The organism is Fodinibius sp. GM108, assembly GCF_058386985.1.
Genome location: NZ_JBYEIR010000002.1, coordinates 286,207 through 309,257, shown reverse-complemented (window position 1 = coordinate 309,257; position 23,051 = coordinate 286,207). Strand labels below are relative to the sequence as shown.

The 23,051-nt window shown below is 43.1% G+C and carries 13 protein-coding genes; 5 read left to right on the top strand and 8 right to left on the bottom strand.

Annotation, left to right across the window (positions count from 1 at the left end; translation table 11 throughout):
• Nucleotides 1-2: 2 nt before the first annotated feature.
• The 4 genes from ACT3ID_RS04615 to ACT3ID_RS04600 all read left to right on the top strand — a co-directional run bounded on the left by ACT3ID_RS04615 (nt 3) and on the right by ACT3ID_RS04600 (nt 6,666).
• Nucleotides 3-2,549: an ABC transporter permease gene (locus tag ACT3ID_RS04615; protein WP_491540816.1), complete on the top strand. Its 2,547-nt coding sequence runs from the start codon at nt 3-5 to the stop codon at nt 2,547-2,549.
• 1,037 nt (nt 2,550-3,586) lie between these two features.
• Nucleotides 3,587-4,708: a magnesium/cobalt transporter CorA gene (gene corA / locus ACT3ID_RS04610; RefSeq protein ID WP_491540815.1), complete on the top strand. Its 1,122-nt coding sequence runs from the start codon at nt 3,587-3,589 to the stop codon at nt 4,706-4,708.
• Nucleotides 4,709-4,758: 50 nt separating this feature from the next.
• On the top strand, nt 4,759-5,643 hold the full coding sequence (locus ACT3ID_RS04605) for a universal stress protein (RefSeq protein ID WP_491540814.1): 885 nt from the start codon (nt 4,759-4,761) through the stop codon (nt 5,641-5,643).
• Between the two features lie 3 nt (nt 5,644-5,646).
• Nucleotides 5,647-6,666 carry an endonuclease/exonuclease/phosphatase family protein gene (locus tag ACT3ID_RS04600; protein WP_491540813.1) on the top strand — a complete coding sequence of 340 codons (1,020 nt, stop codon included), beginning with the start codon at nt 5,647-5,649 and terminating at the stop codon, nt 6,664-6,666.
• A gap of 264 nt (nt 6,667-6,930) precedes the next feature.
• Here the strand turns inward: ACT3ID_RS04600 and ACT3ID_RS04595 are convergent, their stop codons facing one another.
• The 8 genes from ACT3ID_RS04595 to ACT3ID_RS04560 all read right to left on the bottom strand — a co-directional run bounded on the left by ACT3ID_RS04595 (nt 6,931) and on the right by ACT3ID_RS04560 (nt 19,121).
• Nucleotides 6,931-8,409 (bottom strand): OmpP1/FadL family transporter, encoded by a 1,479-nt coding sequence (locus ACT3ID_RS04595; protein WP_491540812.1) that lies wholly within the window; start codon nt 8,407-8,409, stop codon nt 6,931-6,933.
• Between the two features lie 61 nt (nt 8,410-8,470).
• Nucleotides 8,471-9,769, bottom strand: a complete 1,299-nt coding sequence (locus ACT3ID_RS04590; protein ID WP_491540811.1) for a hypothetical protein — start codon at nt 9,767-9,769, stop codon at nt 8,471-8,473.
• A gap of 111 nt (nt 9,770-9,880) precedes the next feature.
• Entirely contained in the window at nt 9,881-10,516 is a 636-nt protein-coding gene (locus ACT3ID_RS04585; protein WP_491540810.1) for a response regulator, read from the bottom strand.
• A 93-nt stretch (nt 10,517-10,609) separates the two neighbouring features.
• Entirely contained in the window at nt 10,610-13,468 is a 2,859-nt protein-coding gene (locus ACT3ID_RS04580) for a ligand-binding sensor domain-containing protein (protein ID WP_491540809.1), read from the bottom strand.
• A 120-nt stretch (nt 13,469-13,588) separates the two neighbouring features.
• On the bottom strand, nt 13,589-14,443 hold the full coding sequence (locus ACT3ID_RS04575) for a sigma-70 family RNA polymerase sigma factor (protein ID WP_491540808.1): 855 nt from the start codon (nt 14,441-14,443) through the stop codon (nt 13,589-13,591).
• A gap of 191 nt (nt 14,444-14,634) precedes the next feature.
• Nucleotides 14,635-15,804 carry a phosphopentomutase gene (locus tag ACT3ID_RS04570; protein WP_491540807.1) on the bottom strand — a complete coding sequence of 390 codons (1,170 nt, stop codon included), beginning with the start codon at nt 15,802-15,804 and terminating at the stop codon, nt 14,635-14,637.
• 2 nt (nt 15,805-15,806) lie between these two features.
• A complete protein-coding gene (locus tag ACT3ID_RS04565; RefSeq protein ID WP_491540806.1) occupies nt 15,807-17,318 on the bottom strand; it encodes a GAF domain-containing protein in 1,512 nt (503 codons plus the stop codon).
• A 6-nt stretch (nt 17,319-17,324) separates the two neighbouring features.
• On the bottom strand, nt 17,325-19,121 hold the full coding sequence (locus ACT3ID_RS04560) for a M3 family oligoendopeptidase (RefSeq protein WP_491540805.1): 1,797 nt from the start codon (nt 19,119-19,121) through the stop codon (nt 17,325-17,327).
• 216 nt (nt 19,122-19,337) lie between these two features.
• On the opposite strand from ACT3ID_RS04560, the gene ACT3ID_RS04555 reads away from it, so the two are divergent.
• Entirely contained in the window at nt 19,338-22,997 is a 3,660-nt protein-coding gene (locus tag ACT3ID_RS04555) for a multifunctional oxoglutarate decarboxylase/oxoglutarate dehydrogenase thiamine pyrophosphate-binding subunit/dihydrolipoyllysine-residue succinyltransferase subunit (protein ID WP_491540804.1), read from the top strand.
• The last annotated feature ends 54 nt before the right edge of the window (nt 22,998-23,051 follow it).

The following is a 23,051-nucleotide window of genomic DNA, read 5'->3' as shown; positions in this document are numbered from 1 at the left end:
ATATGTCATCATTTTTTTCGAAATGGTCCTGGAAAATGGCCTGGCGGGATGCGCGCTCAAACAAAAAACGTCTTTTCGTGTATATCTCCGCTATCATTATCGGGGTGGCGGCACAGGTTGCTATTACATCATTCCGGGCCAGCTTAAATACTACGATCAATAACCAGTCAAAAGAGCTGCTCGGCGCCGACCTTGAAGTTGAAACCGAGGAAGTATTCCCCGACACACTTACCACTTATTTTGATTCGCTGGGGGGAGAACAATCTACGATCGTCGAATTCCCGTCAATGGTTTTGTTCCCCAAATCAAAAAATACGCGCCTGTCAAATATACGCGCCCTGAAAGGCAATTTTCCATTTTATGGCACTTTGGAAACTACTCCCTCCGAAGCTGCTCATAACTTTAAATCCGATACATCAGCGTTGGTGGATCAATCGCTGATGACCCAATTCGATGTTGAAATTGGCGACTCGATAAAAGTGGGAGAGGTCACATTTCGCATTGGTGGTGCTCTTACTAAAGTGCCCGGTGAGGCAGCGGCATCAGCTATGATCGGTCCGCGCGTCTTTATCCCGCATACAATGCTTGACTCAACAAATCTGGTCCAGCGCGGCAGCCGCATAGAGTACAAGCAGTATTTCATGTTTACTGATAATCGTGACATGGAGCCTATTGAGTCGCGACTGGATTCTCTAGAACAGAGCTTGGGTATCGATATCGACTATGAGACAGTTGAAGAGCGCCGGGAAGAAATTGGGGAAGCTGCTGGAAACTTGACCAAATTTTTGAATTTAGTTGGCTTCATTGCCCTGTTGCTGGGCGGCATCGGTGTAGCCAGCTCTATCCATGTGTATATAAATCAAAAAATTAGCACGGCCTCGGTATTACGCTGTTTTGGAGCTTCTTCGAATCAGACGCTAAGCATTTTTCTGATCCAGTCAGTTGTGCTCGGTTTTCTTGGTGCTCTGGCCGGAACGATCCTCGGATTGGGGATACAATTTCTGCTTCCCGGCCTGGTAAGTGATTTTCTTCCTGTGGATGTGGAGCTGACCATCTCTTGGCTGGCTATCGGTCTGGGACTATTTACAGGCACCGGTGTGGCCCTGGTATTTGCGCTTCTGCCCTTGCTGGCACTCCGAAGAGCTTCCCCTCTTTATGCATTGCGTACACTCGAGGAATCAATTACATCACTGCTTAGCAACAAAACAAAAGGGATTATTTATATTCTTATAGCTGCAACCGTCATGGCATATGCCACATTGCTCACAGAAGATTGGCAGATTGCCGGAATGTTTACTGTGGGAATGGTTGCAGCTTTTGGCCTTCTCCTGCTAGTCGCCAAAGCATTGATGAAGCTAGTACGACGATTCTTTCCATCCCGTTGGAGCTATATCTGGAGGCAAGGTCTGGCTAATCTTTATCGCCCGAATAATCAAACAGCAACATTGATGCTCTCACTGGGGCTCGGTATGCTACTGGTAAGTACACTCTATTTTAGCCAGGATATGCTGATGAAAGAGCTTGAGTTTGCCACGCGGGACGATGCTCCCAATCTCATTTTCTTTGATATCCAGCCCGATCAAAATGAAGGTGTCAACAAGATTTTGGATGAAAATGGTACGCCCATCTTGCAAAACGTGCCGATGGTAACGATGCGGCTGGATTCGCTTCGCGGGCGCAGTACTGAGGCGATTCAAGATGATACGACTGACAACGTGCGTGGGTGGGCCTTGCGTCGGGAATATCGTTCCACATATCGCGATTCACTCACCGATTCTGAAACAATCACAGAAGGTGAATGGATCGGCAACACACCGTCCGAAGGACCAGTACCTGTTTCAGCTGCCGAACAAATTGCAGAAGATTTAAATCTTTCTGTCGGCGATTCACTGACATTTGATGTGCAGGGAGTGCCGGTACAGGCTTACGTAGGCAGCATCAGGGAAGTAGATTTTCAGCGTGTGCAACCCAACTTTTTCATGCTTTTTCCCACTGGAGTACTGGAGTCAGCCCCGCAAATTTATGTGACCGTTACACGTGCAGCCAACGAAGAAGCATCTTCATCCATACAACAGGCGGTTGTTCAAGAATACCCGAATATTTCTGCTATCGATGTCAGTCATATTCTCGAAACCATTAATCAGTTTGTTGATAAAATATCATTTGCCATTCAGTTTATGGCACTGTTCAGTATCATTACGGGACTGATTGTGCTGGCCAGCTCTGTGGCAACCAGCCGGTTTCAGCGCATTAAAGAAAGCGTATTACTGAGAACGCTGGGTGCCAGTAAGAACCAAATCATCAAAATATTGTCAATCGAATACCTTTTTCTGGGAATTCTCTCTGCCCTCACGGGACTCATTCTGTCGGTTGGCGCTACCTGGCTGCTGGGATATTTTTACTTCGATATCACATTTACACCGAATATCTGGGTGATTATTTTGGGGACACTTGTTGTCACCGGATTAACCATTCTTATAGGAATGTTTAACAGCCGGACGGTCTATACAAAAACACCGCTGGAGGTGTTGCGTGCTGAGGCTACATGAGGTTATCCTACCTTATCCCGCTTTGCTATGGATGGAGATACAAACTCCCTGCGCGATAGTTCTTAACCAAACCCAGATATTAGAATCTTTTATTGTGTCATCCTGAACTTGTTTCAGGATCTGTTGCTGGGAATTCTGAAAAATTTTTCTTGAGGATACAATCCCTCATACAAAGAAAATCTGCATCTAGATAAGGTACTGTTCATTTTTTGTGACCAAAAAACGAACCAAAAAAGTCCCGGGGGAATCGTAGATATTGTACTGACTATAGCAGGAAATCAGGGATAGCTATTCTGCATTAGTTCTTACGCTTCCACAGTTTTCCACGATTCGCCCCCGGACCCCAGATTTAAAACCACCGTTTCCACCTAACCAAATGGGCTATTTTTCTAAGGCCGGAGAAAACCCGTTTTAATACAACCTCCCCTGACGCCCCTCCTTTTCTAAGGAGGGATTTTGTTGCTAAATTTCACGGTTTTAAATATCCGGCATTAGAAAAGTTGGTCGTCAAGATTGATCAGAATCGGAGCGTATAAAATCATTTCTGTTTGAGGACCGAAGGGATGAGTTAAATGATTTTAGCGGAGATGACGATCAATCAGACCAAGTTTTCGCAGCCGGCGACTTTTTTGGTTACTTTTTTCGTCGTTGAACAATAGTAACAGAAACGAAGAGGACATTTTCCAAATGTATTAAAAGGTAACTTTTTTCCCTTTTGACTTGAACCCCTCCGACTGGAGTCGAAACCAGCAGAGCTGGAATAAAGTTCAAGATTGACGAAAACTATCTCATCATGAATCCCAAGCAAAAAATATACTTAATTTCATTCATCATATTGATCCTCTGCCTGATTGCAGCAGCGGCGTTTTATTACTATACCGGAGACCTCATTATCGCACTACTAATTACTCCCCCTATCATCTATTGGATTCTGCAAAAACGACATAAGGAAAAATATAACTAGTACTTACTACCATTTGTTTTACATATGTAGCTTACCCATATTAAAGATGAATATTTAATCATGAAGGCAACGTATGGTTACCACTGAACAGCTCAAAAAAATGCTTCCAAGCATGCGGCTGAGAAAAACAAAACCGAAAAAAGAGCCTGGAGCAGCACCCGGAACCATTGAGCATATAGGAGAAAGACATCTCGATGAGGTTCAAATTACCGTTTATGATTATGATGAAGATCACTTTCAAGAGATTCCCGTCGACAAAATTCAGAAGGCACAGCCCTATTTGGATGCACCTTCTAAAACATGGGTAAATGTCCGAGGACTTCATGACACAGACAAGCTTCAGAACATCTGGAATTTCTTTAATCTGCATCCGTTAATAAGGGAAGATATCGTGCATACCGCACAACGCCCCAAAAGTGAAACCTATGACAATTGCATATTTTTTGTACTTCGGATGCTGTCATATTCAGAAGAAGAACGGGTGTTACAATCGGAACAGATATCTGTAATTTTGGGAAGTAATTATGTGCTTTCTTTTCAAGAAACGAATGAAGACTACTTCAAACCGATTTTTCATCGCTTGAATATAGAAGACTCACGCATCCGAAAACGCGGTACGGACTATCTCAGCTATGCATTGATCGATACCATTGTCGATTATTATTACCATATCATTGAACGAATCGCTGACGAAGTTGAAACTATTGAAAATGAATTACTCGAAGATTCGGACGATCATCTGCTGAATCACATTCACAAAATAAGAAGAGAAGTTATTTTCTTTCGCAAATCTGTCTGGCCCCTGCGAGATGCTATTAATACCGCTATTCGAGATGAAACAAAATTTATCAACAGCGATACCAAAATATTTCTGCGTGACGTTTATGATCACATGATTCAGATAATAGATAATATTGAAAACTATCGCGATATGGTACTGGGCCTGCACGATATGTATATGTCGCAGGTAAGCAATAGAATGAATGAAGTAATGAAAGTTCTAACTATTATTGCCACCATCTTTATCCCGCTTACATTCATCGCAGGTATTTACGGGATGAATTTTAATCCCGAAGTGAGTCCGCTCAATATGCCCGAGCTTAACTGGTACTGGGGATATCCCTTTTCCCTGATGATTATGGCACTAATAGCCCTGGCCATGGTTTATTATTTTAAAAGAAAAGGTTGGTTCTGAAAAGACTCAAAATTCTGTAGTTTTCTTAAATTTTAATCAAAGCTGTCATCATGGAAAATATTAAAATACTTGTGCCACAGGATTTTTCTGATCTGGGATCAAAAGCACTACACTCGGCAGAAAAGCTGGCCCGTTTATTTAATGGAACGATCACTCCTTTCCACTCCTATTTGCCATTAAACGAAGTAGATGGCGGTCCATATATGTTTGGTATGGGGTCTACAACAATTGAAGACTATGATGAAATTGAGGACGCCCTATATGATCGTCTTGCAGAGCTTGCTAAACAGGAGGTTGATCCATCACTGGTTACTGAGCCACGGATATCTATTGGAAATCCAGCCCAGTCAATCGTTGAAGAGGGAGAAGATTACGATATTATCGTGCTAAGCACGCATGGACGTACTGGCTTTTCCCGTTTCTTTTTAGGATCAGTTTCGGAGAAAGTATTACGTATGTCTCATGTTCCGGTACTTATCGTAAACCAGGAGCGCGAGCTCGATGATCTGAATAAGATCATGGTTACCACTGATTTTTCAGATAACTCCAAAGAAGCTTTTTCTATCGCCAAAGAGATCGCCAGCAAAGCTAATGCAACATTAGAGCTCGTCAATATTTTGCCGTATGATCCCGATCATTCCGAGGAACCTGAAGAATCAAAAATTGAGCTGCGAAAACAACGTTTGGAGGTGCTTGCCAAAGAAGCCTTACACGAAATGGGCGATCTGCTTAAGACCAAAGTTATTGTTTCTACCAATACACCGCACGAGGCAATTATAGAGTATAATACTAATAATCCGCATGATCTAATTGTGATGTCAACCGTAGGTCGTACGGGCATCGATTATTTGATGATGGGCAGTACAACAGCCAACGTTACTCGGTACGTTAATTGTCCCGTTTTAAGCGTCAATCCCAAAGCAGAAAAATCATAAACCTTGAAAAGGATATTCAGTAAAAAACTATTCTTTGCTCTCCTGTGTTCGCTGCTGTTGATATCATCTTGCGGAACGCCCTATCAACCTGAGGAAGATCCGGAAGAAGAAACTGCAGAAACAGATGAAGTGCCTCCTGATAAGACACTGGAAACTGTCACATGGAATCTGAATTGGTATGGATCGGGGTTCAGCGGTCCATCAAACTATGATCTGCAAACTCGAAATATTGTACAGGTAATTGATTCTCTTAATGCTGATCTCTATGCCTTTCAGGAAGTACACGAACAAGAAGATCTAAATAATATCGTCAATAAGATGGAAGGCTTTCGTGGATTTATTGCTGATCTGGGAGACGACCAGAGTCAAAAAATGGCTTTTGCTTATAATACAAACACTATTGATTCACTGGAGGCGGGGCTTATTGTCAATGCCCCCGATGGATATAATGAGGACTGGGAATATTACTGGGCAAACGGTCGTTTGCCTTTATTCTTCCACTTTACCTTTACCTATGAAAGCCACACCAAAGAGTTTTATTCTGTTGTCATACATGGAAAGGCTAATGTCGGTGATAATGCGCAGGAATATGCGGAAGCCTATGAGCGTCGGAAAGAAGCGGCTGAAGGATTGTATTACTATCTAAAGGAAAATAAACCCGATGCAAATATTATTCTATTAGGCGACTACAACGATGACGTTGATGAATCTATCTATTATGACAACGAGGGCGATTATGAGGAGACACCTTATTACCAGTTTGTCAAAGACAGTACAAATTTCAGGATTATTTCAAAGGAGCTTTCTGATGCGGGGGAATCTGCGTCAGTAAATTATGAAGATATCATCGATCACATCACGATTAGCAATGAGCTTTTTAATAATTATGTGCAAAACAGTACGGCTGTTTACAAGGCTCCGGAATCGTACATTGAAAATTATGGGGATACAACCTCCGACCATCTGCCGGTTTGGGCAAGATTCGATATTACTAAAACAAAGTCATTGGCAAACAGCCGGTGATAATTTGCTCTCTTAATTATCCTGTCGGGCAAATAAGGAACCACAGAGTTGCGCAGAGGATTACACAGAGAACTAGACAAATCTTTTTGATAACTCCCCATAAGCAGAGCTTATATATTGAACGTTCCAAAGCCTATCTTCGGAACAAGATACCCACAAGTAATACCCACAGATTAATCAGCGGGCTAATAAGAACACTTAAAGCTTCATTCTATTTTTTCTAAGGACTTAGCCTAAGATCGGCTAACATTGAGTGTCAGTCATCTACAGTGTCATTCTTAGTCCCGCCATCACGTGCAGCCGCGTCACCTCTTCGCGCACAACTTCTCGAACGTTTTGCGTAGAATACAATTCGTTCTGATCATCCCAGAAACTGTACTGCAACCCAAAGTCAAACATTAGTCCTTTTGTGATCTCTGCACTAAATCCACCATTTATAAACTGACGCTCGCTGGCAAATCCGTTGCGCTGGGGATTCGGGAAATAGGCATAACCTATTCGCGGAATAAACTGACCATCATTGATTTTGTACTGCAGTCCCCCACGCAGATTAATTACATCCTTAAAGTTAGAGCGTACAACTCGGTTAATGGCATTTTCATCGGGATTGAGTTCCAATTCATCAAATTCGATACGCGCATCCGAATAAAACACCGCCTCGGCCGTGGCGGTAAATTGTAACCTATCACTTTGGGCCGTAAATCCGCCTTTCAAACGTTGTGGTCGCACAACTTTATATGAAAAATGGCCCGGGGCTTCTTCGAGATCTGTTTGGGCTCCATTATCAAAAGTAGTACGAATCTCCGTATTGTAGTCTTCATCAATATGAAGATGGGAAGGAAAAGCATAACTAGCTCCTATTTTTAATTGCTCCAGGGGTTCGAAAACAAATCCCAGCCGAGCACTGAATGCTTGGATATCGGCATCAATATTATCGGTGCTGTGAATTCGATCGATATCCGTATCAAATTCTCCGTCACCGTCTGAGTCAATAAATGCGGCATCATAATTCCCGCGTCGATCCGATTCCAGAAATTGGCGATTGTAGTTATACGTCCCGCTCAAGTAACCTATAGAAGCACCGAAAGAAAAATTCTTTAGTACTTCAGTAGCCAAAAAAGCAGAATATTCACCCATCCTGCCCCTCTCTTTAAATTCTACATCCTGATTAATGCCGGGATAATCAGAAAAATCTGCGCCCAATCGAAAGATTGATACTGAGCTGTCTTCATTTACATCCTCAATGGCATAGGCGTTGAATGCCGCCTCATTAAGATCATCGTCCCGCGGTAAATCAGCATAGAAATCCGTAATTGACGACTCATCATTATATCCGCTTGCCGATATTGCTCGATTAAAATCTGTCGTTTGACTGTATCCCCCGCCAACAACTAAATTGCCTCTGACGGTAGGCACCTTATAGACAAATCCCAAATCGCCGATACTGGTTTGGTTATCAGAAAAACCGCTGCTATTACCCAGATAGTGTCCTGTTTCATCAATAAACCGGGTACTCACATCAAATGAGAAAAAGCTTTCATTCACCAGCGCCATCGACGCCGGATTATCCTGATAACCTCCGAAACCGGAAGCGTTACTGACAGCAGGCATCACCAGACTGACAGGATCGTATGAGGGATATTCAAGACTATAACGAAATACATCATCAGCACTTTGGGCCTGCACTGAAGTGGCAGATATTACTGTAAAAAAGAGCAGGGATATGAACCATTTTTTTGACATACTTCTGGTATCTGTAAGGTTAAATTTAGCTTGATGAGCCCTTAAAGCGGTTCAGAGACCGTTAATTGCCACCACGGCTGCGATCCGAAGAGCCTGAATCTCCCCCACTCCTACTACGCGATGAGGAAGAAGAGCCACCTCTCGAGCGTGAATTATTCGATGACGAGCTACTTCGACCCACCGAGGAACGGCTTGAACTACTACTTTTGGATCTGCTTACTGAAGATCTATTGGATGATGAGCTTGACCGCGAACGAAATATACTATTGTTTGATCGGTTAGTAATGATTCGACTTGAACTATGATTAAAGGCCGACTTAAGTCGGTTGAAAAACGTGCGTTTTTCTTGATCAGAGGTCTGTACTCTTTGAAAAGAATTAAAATCGACGGTCCGTGCTTTTCGCAAGCTGTTGGTATTACTATCACTGTTTCTTGACAATGATTCAGCCGCAGCACGAGTTCGGATAGCGTTATATCGTTCTCGGTCAATCAATACAGGAAGTTCATCGGTCCGGTCAATATAAACGCTTCTATTATCACTCTGGATATTATTATCGCGTGAACGTGTGCGTGTATTTCCGCTGCTTGTTCTTTCATTATCATTTTGCCCTCGTTTACGAATAACAGATCCTTTACTCCGACTTGTCGTACTTTGTGAACGCGCCGTTCCCACCGAACGCGTTCGAGTTGCAGAACTACTGTTTACTGTCGCGGATCTACTGCCATCATCACGTACGCGACTACCGCTATTTGCAACCCGGTTAGTACCTATGCTTCGGGGACCGTAACTGGAATCATTGCGGCGATTATCTCGTACTTTTTGTCCGCCGTAGTAATATCCATATCCGAAACTTCCGTAATACCTGTGGTAATTATAGGCAAATGGGCTATAACCGTAATGGTAGTAGAAAGGATCATGATAAAATCTGTGGTAATAGTATGGACTTCCCCAGCCCCAGGAAAAAGTGACAGCAAACCGGGGGGACCCGAAATAAGGTCGGTGGTGCCATTTTCCGTAATAAAAGGAATGATGCAGCGACAAATGTGATCCGTATGAAAAGTATGGGTGATAATCGTACCAGTCGTAAGGCGATCCGTAAAAATTATACACATTATAAGGGCTGCACTTGCAATCTCTGTACCTGTTGGCATATTCATAATCCTTATAATAAATCGGTACGTACTCCTCTTCGGTCACTTGATTGTCTCTATGCTCTTGCCCGTCTTCGTTTTTTTGCTCAACTTCTGTTGGCCTCTTGTCCGTAATCTTATTCATCTTTTGGGATGTCTGTAACTGCGTATAGCATCCCGTCAATAGAAGTGCAATCAGCGTAATCAGTAGAGTTTTAAGAATTTTCATAGCTACCACCACGTTTTTAAAGTCCGCTTAGTGATTTACCGGAGTTTCTGTTCCCATAATAATATCAGCAAGCATAATAAGAAATAACATATTCATGTTAGAAGCCTCACATCATATTTCCCCTTTCAGTGATTTAGCTATTACTTCTGCCTTAGAATTAACGTGCAGCTTGCTATATATATTACGGATATGAGCACGAACTGTATCAATTGAGATATCATAACGGTCGGCAATCATCTTATAGCTAAGACCGTCAACAAGCCCGTTCACAATGTCATGTTCGCGCGGCGTCAGATCAGAATCGGAATCTTTTTTCGGGGCATTTTCCTGGAAGTGATTAATCACTTTACGCGCTATCTGGGGTGACATAGGGGCTCCGCCTTCCAATAATTTGAGAATCGATTCTTTGATTTCAGGAAGTGATGTGTGTTTGAGCAGATAACCCGATGCCCCCGCACGCAAAGCATTAAATATTTTGTGCGAATCGTGATACACTGTAAGCATAATGATATCGATCTCATCATACTTCTCTTTGATCAACCCGATACCTTTAATGCCCGACATGCCCGGAAGCTGAATATCCATCAAAATAACATCCGGCTTGGGATGTTCTTCGAGATAGTCAATCATCTTTTCAACCGAATCAACAGCCACAGGGCAGGAAAGTTCATCCTGCATATCCAAATATCGCTGGATTAAATCCCTTATTTTCTTGTTGTCTTCGACAATTCCGACGACTGATGCCATAATATTTACCTCACTTATGTTTAGAGTCTACCAAAACAAAATAAACAGTAAAATAATCCCCAAAAGAGAATATTTTCTGCAACACTATTCTAATTAAGCCTTTTCAACCCGTACTTCAAAACCGCCATTTTGATTAAAGTTAATATCTGCATTAATACGTTTCGCTCGCATTTTCATGTTATGCAATCCCTGGCCCGTTTTTCGCTCATTGGTTGCAACAGTGCCATTATCCTTCACACTCATCAAAAAACCGTCTCCATTAGTTGAAAGCGTTACATCGATACGATCCGCATTTGAGTGTTTTGATACATTATTAATTGCTTCTTTAAAGATAAGATAGATATTTTCTTTCCAGGATACTTTAAGCTTTTCCTGCATATTCCCTTCAAAATGATAATTGATCTCTTTGTCAGGTAACACGTTATTTACATAATCCTGCATCCGGTCAGTCAAATCACCCACTGTGTCATTACGGGCATCGATCGACCAAACAATATCATCGAGACTTGAAACAATTTTTCGGCTCTGATTGCCAATCTGTCTCAGTGAATTTTCCAAATCAGCGGGCACTTCCATAGTCTGTAGAAAATCAGACTGTAATGCAATTTCCGTTAGTGCCGATCCCACATCATCGTGTAGATCACTGGCAATACGAACCCGCATCCGTTCTATTTCAACCATCTTTCTTATCCGATAATGATTGTATGCAAAAAGCAGAATTCCAATTAAAGTGATGATAAGAAGTGCTATAAACCACCATTGTAACCAAAAAGGTGCTAAAACAGAGAAGTGAACAGATGCAATATTCTCACTCCATTGTCCATCGCTATTTTGGGCCCGTACCTGGAATGTATATTCACCGGATGGTAAAGTTGAGTAGCGCACCGAACGTTGATCCGTATGCTGCCAGCCTTCTCCCGAATTTCTCAGACGATAGCGGTAATGAACCTGCTCCGGTGCTGTAAAACTGATTCCTATAAAATCAAACGTGATGTTTTGATTATCACTCTTTATTTCAAGATCGGATTTTATTGGTATTGTTTCTCCGGATACCTGCATACTTTCTATGTGAACAACCGGCGGAGAGTCATTCACTCTTTCTTCTCCGGGATCAAAAACAGTAACCCCACCTACAGAACCAAACCAGAGATGACCTCGGCTATCTTTGTGTGATGCACCGGCATTCATTTCATTAGCAACTAACCCCTGGTCTTGGGTGATCAGTTTAAACGCCTGCTCGCGCTCAGTTTCATCTTTATTTTGATAATTTTCATAATCGAACCGTACAACACCTTTGTTCGTACCAATCCAGTATATACCGCGATCATCCTGCTCAATAAAATAGCAAACTTCGTCAGGTAGCCCATCTCTACTGGTTATAACCTCAATGTTTCCCTCCTCAAAGCGTGCAATACCACCAAATGTAGCAAACCACAACTGTCCTGCATTATCCTTAAGGATATCCATCACTCCGTTATTGGGTAAACCATTCCTTACAGAATAGTTAGTAAAACCTGATTCGTTTAACTTGCTGATTCCTCCGTATGTAGCAATCCAAATTGCGCCGTCCTCTGTTTCTTCGAGCGACATTACTGTATTGTCAGCCAATCCATCTTCTTCTGTAATCTGTTTAAATTGTCCATCCTCAAATTGGATTATACCGTCACCGTATGTGCCTAATAAGATACCAGAGCTTTCCTGCGGTTTAATCAATGATCGTATTTTGCGTGCGGGCAAAACGGTTTCATCATAATTATGAAAACTGTTACCATCGTAAATACTTAATCCCCAGCGAGTTCCTATCAATAGATGATTTTGGTCATCGGGTCTAATCGTGTAAACTTTATTATCGACCAGCCCGTCGCTATCCCTGTAGTTTTCTATTTCTCCATCACTAATGTTAGAAATTCCCCCGCCATACGTACCTATCCAATATTGTCCTGTCTGGTTTTCTGTAATAGATGTAATGACGTTATTAGGAAGTCCCTGCTCCACTGTGTAATTCCGGAACTGGTTTCCCAAAAATGCACTGATTCCTCCACCAAAAGTTCCAAACCAGATCAGTCCTTCCCGGTCAAGATAAGTAACATGTATGATGTTATTATCCAGTCCTTCATCCATAGAGTAATTTTTGAACTCACCGTTAGAAAAATAGCTGGCTCCTTCCTCTGTTCCCAGCCATAAACTACCAGTATTATCACTCGAAATAGATTGGACACGGTTATTAACCAAGCCATTTTCTTCCGTATAACAATCGAACTCTTCATCTTCGAACTTGCAAAATCCACCTCGGCTGGCCACCCAAAGTGAACCATCATTATCGAGTTCAAGATCCCGAAGTCGATTATCCGGCAAACCATGTTTTACAGTATAAGTCCGGAAATTGCCACTCTCTAGCTTTGTAAGCCCCTCTCGCGTAGCAAACCATAAAATACCTTCCTCATCTTCTATAATATCCCTGACCCGGTCTCCCCCCAGTCCATGGATAGATCTATACTGTGATAAATTATCCTCACCATCAAAATTCCAGACCCCCTCACCGTCTGTAGCAAACCAAAATTCATCATATTGATCCTGATAAATAGCCAGGATAGTGCTCGATTCCAGCGGCCGCAGTTCAGGCAAGGTGTGAAGACTATCCGCCCTCATTACGTTGACCCCACTACTTGTGCCTATCCAGAGCTGACCGTTGTTATCCTTATATAATGCAGATATATCATTGTCCAGCAAGCCATCTTCACTGTAATAATTTTTGAAACTAATACCATCAAAACGATTTAATCCGTAACTGGTACCAATCCACATATATCCTTCCCGATCCTGTACCATGTCATTTACCACAGACTCGCTTAATCCATTTTCGATAGAGTACGTACGAAAAGGCAGGACTTGTGCTTCAAGAGAAGGAGCTATTCCCGCTAACAATAAGATAAATGCTATTACTCGTTTCATAGATATGCTAACGAACACGATCAGAAAATGTTTATGTCAACGGTATTCTATTAAAAGTTTAGGGAAATAAAAAAGCCCCGGTTAACCGGGGCTTTTAAGATTTTTAAATGTTTGCAAAAATTAGCCGAGATAAGCACGAAGTGCAGCGCTGCGGTTGTGATGGCGCAGTTTACGAAGTGCTTTCTCCTTAATCTGTCGGACACGTTCTCGTGTGAGATCAAAACGCTCACCAATTTCTTCGAGCGTTAAGGAGTGCTCGCGACCAATGCCGAAATACAGTCGAATAACTTCAGCTTCTCGATCGGTAAGCTTAGAAAGTGCCCGTTCAATCTCAACCTTGAGCGATTCGCCCATCAGATCCGTATCGGGATCGGGGGTTTCCTCATTTTCGAGGACATCCAGCAGACGATTATCTTCGCCCTGAGCGAATGGCGCATCAACAGAAAGGTGACGGCCGGAAATTTTAAGCGTATCAGCTACTTCCGAAACCGTCATATCCAAACTTTCAGCAAGCTCAGCTGCAGATGGTACACGTTCATACTCCTGCTCAAGCTTGGAAAGCTCTTTTCCAATTTTATTAAGTGCGCCGACACGGTTCAGTGGCAACCGTACAATTCGGCTCTGTTCGGCCAGTGCCTGTAAGATCGACTGTCGGATCCACCAAACGGCATACGAGATAAACTTGAAACCTCGTGTCTCATCGAAACGTTTTGCCGCTTTAATCAATCCGAGATTACCCTCATTGATGAGATCACCAAGAGAGAGCCCCTGGTTTTGATATTGCTTTGCTACAGAAACCACAAAGCGGAGGTTAGCTTTCGTGAGATCTTCAAGAGCCTTTTGGCTCCCTTTCTGAATCTCTTTGGCCAACCTTACCTCATCTTCTGGAGTAATGAGCTTTTCTTTGCCGATCTCTTGTAAGTAACGGTCGAGAGATTCTGATTCTCGAGTAGAAATACCTGAACTTCTAGCCACGGGATATGATGGATTAAATTAGCATTTATTATCTGGAGATGATCATTTTGATCGCTACTGGTAAATAAATCAAGGTGATCTTTTCACCATGGGAACTAATAACGTAACTCAACGCAAAAATGTTTCACCTATTCAATCTCTAAAATATAGGGCTTTTAAGATTCAATTTCGAATCATTAATTCCTTCTCTCTTAACGGTCCGAAAGCATTGATGTTCCGGCATATTCGGCAGAAATATCAAAAAAGTCAGCTGCTGTACAGGCTATATCGCTAAACGTTTCCCGAGTACCCAGATTAATCTCTGAAGCTTTTTCAGCTGGATACATAAGCACCGGCACAAATTCACGACTGTGATCGGTGCTTTCGGATGTGGGATCATTGCCGTGATCAGCTGTGATAATCAAAATATCGTCGTCCTGTAACTTGCCGACAATAGCCGGTATTGCCCGGTCAATCTCCTGCAGACATTCAGCATATCCTTCGGGATCCTGTCGGTGCCCGAATTTTTGATCGGTATCGATTAAATTTACGAAAACAAAGCTCTCGGATGCGGCCGACATTAAGCTCAGTAGCTGTGAAATACCCTCGGCATTGCTTTTGGTCCGGCGAAATTGGGTAAAAATGTCTTCAGGAAACAGATCAATAATTTTACCGATTGAATAGGTCTTGATCCCCTCCTCGTGCAGCCTGTTTATCAGATTATGCTCCGGGGGTTCCAGAGAGAAATCGTGGCGCCGATCAGACAAACGCTGGAAGTTGCCGGGTTCTCCGTGAAACGGACGAGCAATAACCCGGCCTACCCCATGCTCTCCCTGTAGAACTTCTTTTCGGGTATATTTACACCAGTCATAAAGGGTATCCACAGAAGTAACATCTACATGAGTGGCAATTTGAAAAACACTGTCAGCCGATGTATACACAATCGGTAATCCTGTTTCCAGATGTTCTTCTCCATAATCGGCGATCACTTCAGTACCGGAATATGGTTTATTTACCAGTACATCCTCAACGCCAATACCTTCACAAAACTGTTTGATAACCTCATCGGGGAAGCCTTCAGGATAAGTTGGAAATGGTCGGTTAAGATGAACGCCTGCAATTTCCCAGTGTCCCGTAGTAGAGTCCTTACCCGCTGACTGCTCACGCATTTTACCATAGGCACAAAGCGGCTCCGATTCTACGGGTACGGATGTAAGCGGAGTGATATTGCCCAATCCCATCCGCTGCAAATTAGGCAGCCTGCACCGCGTTTCTTCACACAGATGGCCGAGCGTGTTCTCATTCTCATCACCATAATCGGCGGCATCATCCTGAGCTCCTACTCCAAGTCCGTCAATAACTATTACATAGCAATTTCCCATAGCTAAATGGCCTCATTTTTATTGGATTTCAGTGCCTGTGAAAGTGCTTTTTTGGCATTCGACAACACCTGGTAGCAGTCATTATACTCTCCGTTAACTTTAACGAAACCGACTTTTATACCAGTATCTATATGAATCCCATTTTTCAATTCAAATGAGTTGGCAAACTTCTTCTTCAGTGATTTTGTCCAACGCTGAACAGCCTGTTCATTTTTGCTCTGGATAAAGAAGGAATACACATAGTCAGAATGATATCCCAGGATACCCGAATGTCCGAATTTGGAGGGATTAAATGCAGAAACAAGATCTCGCTGCATCTGATCAAGCTGCTCCATCCGCAACTTTGTCCGCAGTTCAGGAAGATTCGAAAGCGTCACTAAACCGAACCAGGAATGGAGATTACTATCCTCCCGGGACTGGCGCTTTAATTCGGCATTTACGGTTTTTTCCCATAAATCCGGTAAAAAAGCATTGTATTCATTGGCAAATGCCGATCCATCTACCTCAATATTAGGATTATTGGAAAGCATTTGCAGCCCAGACAAACGTACCAGATTAATCAGCTTGTGCTTTGTTGATTCTTTGAAGATGAGCGGATTTTTATCGTACACTAAAACAACACCATGGCGCCGCTCCTTGAGCAACAGCGGAATAGCCAGCGTAGCCCCTTCGGAATGTAATTCCCTGGGCGATAATCGCTTGGGATTATTATTAAAGTGGATCGCAAATTCGGTCTCTCCCTGATCTAAGGCCTCATATGCCATCGACCGCTCTTCCATCTTCATGCCAATGGGAGGAGCATATTTGGCTTCATCTGCATTCATTACATTGCACCAGCTATCCATCCCCTGTGCAACAAAAGAAACACCTCCGTCATGCAAAAAGGACTGAATCAAATTCAGCAGGCGTTTAACCATCTCCGACCGGTGTCCCCTGATCTGCAGCTGTGAAATACTTTCCTCATAGTCAACCCACTCATTCTGTTGTTCATACAGATCGCTGATCTCTAAATAGGTATTCAGGACATTTCGCAGTGCGCTTATATAGGAATAGATGACTTCGCTTTTATCTTCAGTAAAGATATGATCCTTTGATTCAAGAACCGTAAGAGCGACTGTTTCGCCGTTATTAACAAATGGCAATAAAGTTACATATTGCACCGGCACATCGTTATAATAGTGATTCAATACCGATGCGGGAATATCTTTACCAATTTCTACAGCTGTAGGTTCTTTCAGATCCTTATATTCATCTAGAAAATGATGCTCAAAGCTAATGCGATCTTTGAACATGACATTATCGAGCACCGTAGATTTTGTCTCCATTACTAACTGCTGGCGGGAACGGTTTATCCAATACATATACACCGTCTCCATCTCTGAGGCGCTTCGAAGTAAAAAAATTAGATCGTTGAGCACCTGCTTAAACTCTCTCAACGCTTTTTCCTGACGTTTCTGTCCCATAATTTCGGCGTTCGATTGTTCTTTCTTTTTTATTCTGGCGTAATTTTCCATCCCTGTTTAGTCTATCTGTTTAGCCAATTCTTCTGCCTGATTCACCATCTTTTCTATAGCTGTCAGTCCATTATCCCAAAAGTCGGGCTTTGTAATATCCAGTCCCAGTTTACCCACGATATTTTCGGGCCAGTCTGATCCGCCTGCCCGCAACATCTCGATATATTTTTCAGAAAAACCGTTCTTTAAACGGGTATATTCTTCATAGAGCGCCAATACAAGAAGCTCTCCAAATGCGTAAGCATACACATAACCCGGAGTGTGCAGGAAATGGGGAATATAACTCCACCAGAGATCATATTCCTCAGTAAGTGTCACTGAATCTCCATAAATATCCTCCTGCGTTTCTCGCCATAAACGTGAAAAATCTTCAGTGGTAAGTTCACCTTTTTCGCGACGATGAGTATGTATTGCATCTTCAAAACGATTCATCGAAACTTGGCGAAACACGGTAGCAATGGTGTCGTCAATTTTCCCGATCAGCAGCGCCAGTTTTTCTTTCGGATCATCAAGCCTTTTAATCAAACGCTGAAAAACGAGCATTTCTCCAAATACCGAAGCCGTTTCAGCCGTCGTAAGAGGCGTATCGGCTTGCAAGGCTCCCTGTTCGCGCGACAGATACTGGTGCACCCCATGTCCCAACTCATGAGCCAGTGTTTGCACATCTCTGATCTTGCCGTCATAATTCATGAACACATAGGGATGCACCGAAGGAACCGTACTGGCTGAATAGGCACCGCCGCGCTTGCCGGGCTTCATTGCGGCATCAATCCAGTTTTGATCAAAAAATTTACCCGCGATATCTCCCATTTCAGAATGAAAATCGGAATAGGAATCGAGTACCATTTCCTGGGCTTCTGTCCACGGAATCTGCTTCTGACTTTCAAGCAGTGGTGCATAGCGATCGTAATCAAAAAACTCATCATAGCCCAACAAGCTACGTTTTAGATCGTAAAAGCGGTGCACCAGGCTGTATTTATCGGTTACCGCATTGATAAGTATTTCTACCGTTTCATCATCAATTTCATTAGACAGATTCCGGGCGGATATCCAGCTGTCATAGTTCCGCAGCTTATCATCGGTATGCTTGTCGGCCAAAATTGTATTAAATATGAACGTTAACGTGCGGCTGTGTTCCTCAAATGTTTCTGTCAGTGACGCGTGTGCACGTTTTCTCAGATTCCGATCAGGTTCATGCAACTTGCTCAATACTTCTTGTTGGGTCAGCTCTTCACCATCCAGCTCAAAACGGGCGGCTCCCATTGTTTCGTCAAAATAGCGATTCCAGGCAGTACGTCCTGTCACCCTTTTAGCAGAAAGTATCTGCTCTTCTTTTTCACTCAGAATATGATCCTTGTACCTGCGTGATGTCTCCAGGTAATGCTTGTAATGAGAAAGCTCTTTGCTCTTAATAAGCTTATCGGCTTTCTCATCCTCTACATTAAGCCATTCCACATCAAAAAAGACCAGCTTTTGATGGATTTCAGAAGAAAGTTCGCTGGCCTCTTGTTTCAATTTTCCATACTCGGATTTATTCGTATTTGTTGACCAGATGAGATGAGCGAATGATCCAATTTTTCCTATTGTTTCCAGAATCTGCTCATAATCCTGCAGGGCCTGCTTCATTTCCTCTTCATCAAAATCGGCTACTTTCCCTTTATAATCTAAAGCAAAGTCTTTAGCCTGTTGAAGAATTTCCTCCTTGTCATTCTGTAGAGCAGGATCATCAATTGATTCATACAGATCAGAAAGATCCCACTCCACGTTTTCTGCGCCTGTTTTTTCTTTGCCTTTATTGCTCATAAATTTCTGTAATTCGCTGTTATACTCCGTTTTTCACCTTTTAAATTAGCCAACTGAAACAAAAATTATCTTGGTTAAAGAATCGTAATTTAATCTTACAATACTTAACTTTACGCCTGATTGTTTATGGTTTAAAGAAACCAAAAAAAACAATCAATTTTAACTTGTTCAGATGTTTTTTCGCAGTAATTAAAATCCACCCAATAAGATCACATTTTGAAGTCGCTCGAAGCAGTTTTCGGACCAAATTCCGCACTTGTTGAAGAACTTTTTAATCAATACAAAGAAGACCCCTCTTCTGTTCCCAATCACTGGCGGCAGTATTTCGATGAGATTGAAGGGGTAGAATCAGCTGAAGATTTAAAATCGGAGGCTAAAAAAGCCCGTGATGGAGCTCCTGCAACCCCATCTGCTCCACCGGCTCGTGAAAAAACCAAAGACAAAAAACCCACGGAAAAGAAGGAACGTGACGCTGATGTTTCCATTCCGTCGGGAGCGACGCTGGAAAAAATTAAAGGCGTCTCCAGCAAGATTGTCCAGAATATGGATGAAAGTCTGGAAGTGCCTACAGCTACTTCGGTGCGTTCGATGCCTGTTAAAATGCTGATCGAAGATCGGGATATTATTAACCGCCACCTCAAACAGCGGAATGAACCAAAGTCTTCTTTCACGCACTATATTGCATGGGCGATTATCAAGGCGCTCGAAGAATATCCTAACATGAATAATTCGTTCGTCTATAAAGATGGCGAACCGTACAAGGTGATTCCGGAACAGGTAAATCTCGGGTTGGCGATCGACGTGCAGAACAGGGATGGATCACGAAATCTTCTTGTCCCGAACATTAAGGGGGTAGATAAGATGAACTTTAAAGAGTTCCTCTACGCCTATTCCGACCTTATTGATAAAGCCCGAAACGGAAAGCTTGAAATCTCAGATTTCGAAGGTACTACTATTACGCTGACAAATCCGGGTATGATCGGTACGGTACAGTCGGTGCCGCGACTTATGAAATCGCAGGGTGCAATCATTGCAACCGGTGCCATTGATTACCCGGCTGAATATCAGTCGATGTCGCAAGATGTTATCAATAAGCTCGGCATCAGCAAAGTTATGAATGTGACTTCTACTTACGATCACCGTGTTATTCAAGGAGCAGAATCGGGTGCGTTTCTGAAAAAAATACATAGTCTGCTAAACGGAGAGGAGAATTTTTATGATGAAATTTTTGACGATCTGGAAATTCCATATGACCCGCTGCCTTTCGGTGCCGACAACTATGCTAGTCAGTTAGACGGTACTGAAGCTACGCTTGAGGAGAACAAGCGGGCCATTGCCGTCATGCGACTGATCAATATGTACCGTACTAACGGCCACTTGCTGGCCGATCTTGATCCCCTGAGTGACGAGACCGGACATAGCCCGGAATTAGATCTTAGCTATTATGATCTAACGCTATGGGATCTGGATCGCGAATTCTACTGTGCCGGCCTGGGTGGTAATGAAAAAGCTACACTGCGCGAAATAATCAACTTGCTGCGAGAAACCTACTGTGGCAAGATGGGTGCCGAATACATGCACCTGCTGGATCTTGAAGAGCGTGGTTGGCTGCGTGAGCGAATGGAGTCTACGACTAACACTCCCGACCTGTCTAAAGATCAAAAAGAGGATATCCTCCATAAGCTCAATCAGGCAATGGCATTTGAGCAGTTCCTCCACAAGAAATATATCGGCCATAAACGATTTTCACTTGAAGGAGCTGATACGCTGATTCCGATGATGCATCATATGCTCGAACGAGCCGGTGAAGATCAGGTAGAAAAGATATTTATGGGCATGGCTCACCGTGGACGATTAAATATTCTCGTCAATATTCTGAATAAGCCCTATCGTAAAGTTTTCGCCGACTTTGAAGGAAATATTGATCCTGACAGCATTCAAGGATCCGGAGATGTAAAGTATCACCTTGGATCGAAAGGTGAATACGAAACAAAGACAGGCGATAATATTGAGATAGAACTGATGCCTAACCCCAGCCATCTCGAATCGGTAAATCCGGTGGTTGAAGGTGCTACACGGGCCACACAGGATCATGATGGAGAAAATGCCGAGAAAAAGAATGTACCGCTGCTTATTCACGGCGATGCTGCTTTTTCAGGTCAGGGGGTTGTTGCTGAAACACTGAATATGTCGCAACTGGATGCCTATAAGACAGGTGGAACAATTCACGTTATTATTAACAACCAGATCGGTTTTACTACACTGCCTGAAGATGGACGTTCGACTGAATATGCCTCTGACCTTGCAAAAGCTATTTTGGCACCAATATTTCATGTAAATGGGGATAATCCCGAAGAGGCCGTCCATGCAATGAAGATGGCTTTTGATTACCGCCAGAAATTCGGAAAAGATGTTGTTATCGATCTGGTCTGCTTCCGTAAACACGGACATAATGAGGGTGACGAACCGGCCTTTACACAGCCTGGTATGTACAAGGAGATCGAAAATCATCCTACAGTTCGTGATATTTATACTGATAAACTGCTCAACAGCGGCGAATTTACGGAAGAGGAGATGCAGGAGATTTTTGATGAATTTGATGAACTTCTCCGTGAAGCATTTGACGATGCCAAAAATGCCTCTCCCCTGGAAGTTACTGAGGATATGATCGATCGCCATGAAACCAGGCAGGAAAACTGGGACGAATATCCCGACACTACATATCCTGAGGATGAATTAAACGATATTGCAGTAAAACTAAATACCGTTCCCAAAGATTTTGATGCCAATCCCAAGCTGCTTAAACAGCTTGCAAAGCGCGCCGAAATCGTAGAGAAAAACGAGAAAAAGATCGACTGGGGATTTGCGGAAGCACTTGCTTTTGGTTCGCTGTTGAAAAACGGTACAACCGTGCGTCTTACGGGACAAGATGCTGAACGCGGCACCTTTTCGCATCGACACGCTATTTTGCACGGCACCGAAACTGATCAGAAGTTTATTCCTCTGAATAATCTTGATGACGACCAGGCACCATTTTTCCCTTACAACAGCTTGCTTAGTGAGTTTGCCTGCGTAGGCTTCGAATTTGGATACAGCGCTGCCAAACTGGATGCATTGGTTATATGGGAGGCTCAGTTCGGCGATTTTGCCAATGGTGCTCAGGTGCCTATCGACCAGTATATATCAGCCAGCGAGGCCAAGTGGGGACAAAAATCAGCACTTGTGATGACCTTACCCCATGGCTACGAGGGACAAGGGCCGGAGCACTCTTCGGCCCGCTTAGAACGCTACCTCCAGCTTTGTGCCGAGGATAATATGCAGGTCGTTAATCTTACAACCCCGGCACAATACTTTCATATTCTGCGCAAACAGGCCAAGATGGACGACAAGAAGCCATTGATTATTATGTCTCCGAAAAGCTTGCTGAGACACCGACTGGCGACCTCCCGAGCTGAAGATCTTGCCAAAGGTCAATATCGACCGTTTATAGAAGATCAGGAAGTTGAAGATAAGAGCAAAATCGACCGACTGATTATCTGTTCGGGCAAGGTCTATTACGATCTGTATCAGCAGCGGGAAGACGAAGAGCTTGAAAATATTGCCATTGCCAGGATGGAGCAGTTTTACCCCTTCCCTGATAAGGATGTAGAAAATATTCTGAAAGAATACGATCATGTGGAAGATATCGTCTGGTGCCAGGAAGAACCCAAAAATATGGGTGCCTGGACATTTGTCGCTCCGCGGATCATGAACGAATTGCAGGATAATCAATCGTTGAGATATGTAGGGCGACAAGCTTCTGCATCACCGGCTGCGGGACAGATGAAAGTTCATAAAGCCGAACAAGAGAAGCTTATCCAGGAAGCGCTTAGCTAAGGTATCCAGGTATCTTAAGGTCTAGGGGGGATAAGGATATAAGTCCTTATCCCT

What these genes read in the sequence shown, in the direction of transcription:
- ACT3ID_RS04570 (WP_491540807.1), bottom strand. Translation starts at nt 15,804, where the DNA reads ATGGGAAATTGCTATGTAATAGTTATTGACGGACTTGGAGTAGGAGCT.
- ACT3ID_RS04560 (WP_491540805.1), bottom strand. Translation starts at nt 19,121, where the DNA reads ATGAGCAATAAAGGCAAAGAAAAAACAGGCGCAGAAAACGTGGAGTGG.
- ACT3ID_RS04595 (WP_491540812.1), bottom strand. Translation starts at nt 8,409, where the DNA reads ATGTCAAAAAAATGGTTCATATCCCTGCTCTTTTTTACAGTAATATCT.
- ACT3ID_RS04585 (WP_491540810.1), bottom strand. Translation starts at nt 10,516, where the DNA reads ATGGCATCAGTCGTCGGAATTGTCGAAGACAACAAGAAAATAAGGGAT.
- ACT3ID_RS04605 (WP_491540814.1), top strand. Translation starts at nt 4,759, where the DNA reads ATGGAAAATATTAAAATACTTGTGCCACAGGATTTTTCTGATCTGGGA.
- ACT3ID_RS04565 (WP_491540806.1), bottom strand. Translation starts at nt 17,318, where the DNA reads ATGGAAAATTACGCCAGAATAAAAAAGAAAGAACAATCGAACGCCGAA.
- ACT3ID_RS04580 (WP_491540809.1), bottom strand. Translation starts at nt 13,468, where the DNA reads ATGAAACGAGTAATAGCATTTATCTTATTGTTAGCGGGAATAGCTCCT.
- corA (WP_491540815.1), top strand. Translation starts at nt 3,587, where the DNA reads ATGGTTACCACTGAACAGCTCAAAAAAATGCTTCCAAGCATGCGGCTG.
- ACT3ID_RS04590 (WP_491540811.1), bottom strand. Translation starts at nt 9,769, where the DNA reads ATGAAAATTCTTAAAACTCTACTGATTACGCTGATTGCACTTCTATTG.
- ACT3ID_RS04615 (WP_491540816.1), top strand. Translation starts at nt 3, where the DNA reads ATGTCATCATTTTTTTCGAAATGGTCCTGGAAAATGGCCTGGCGGGAT.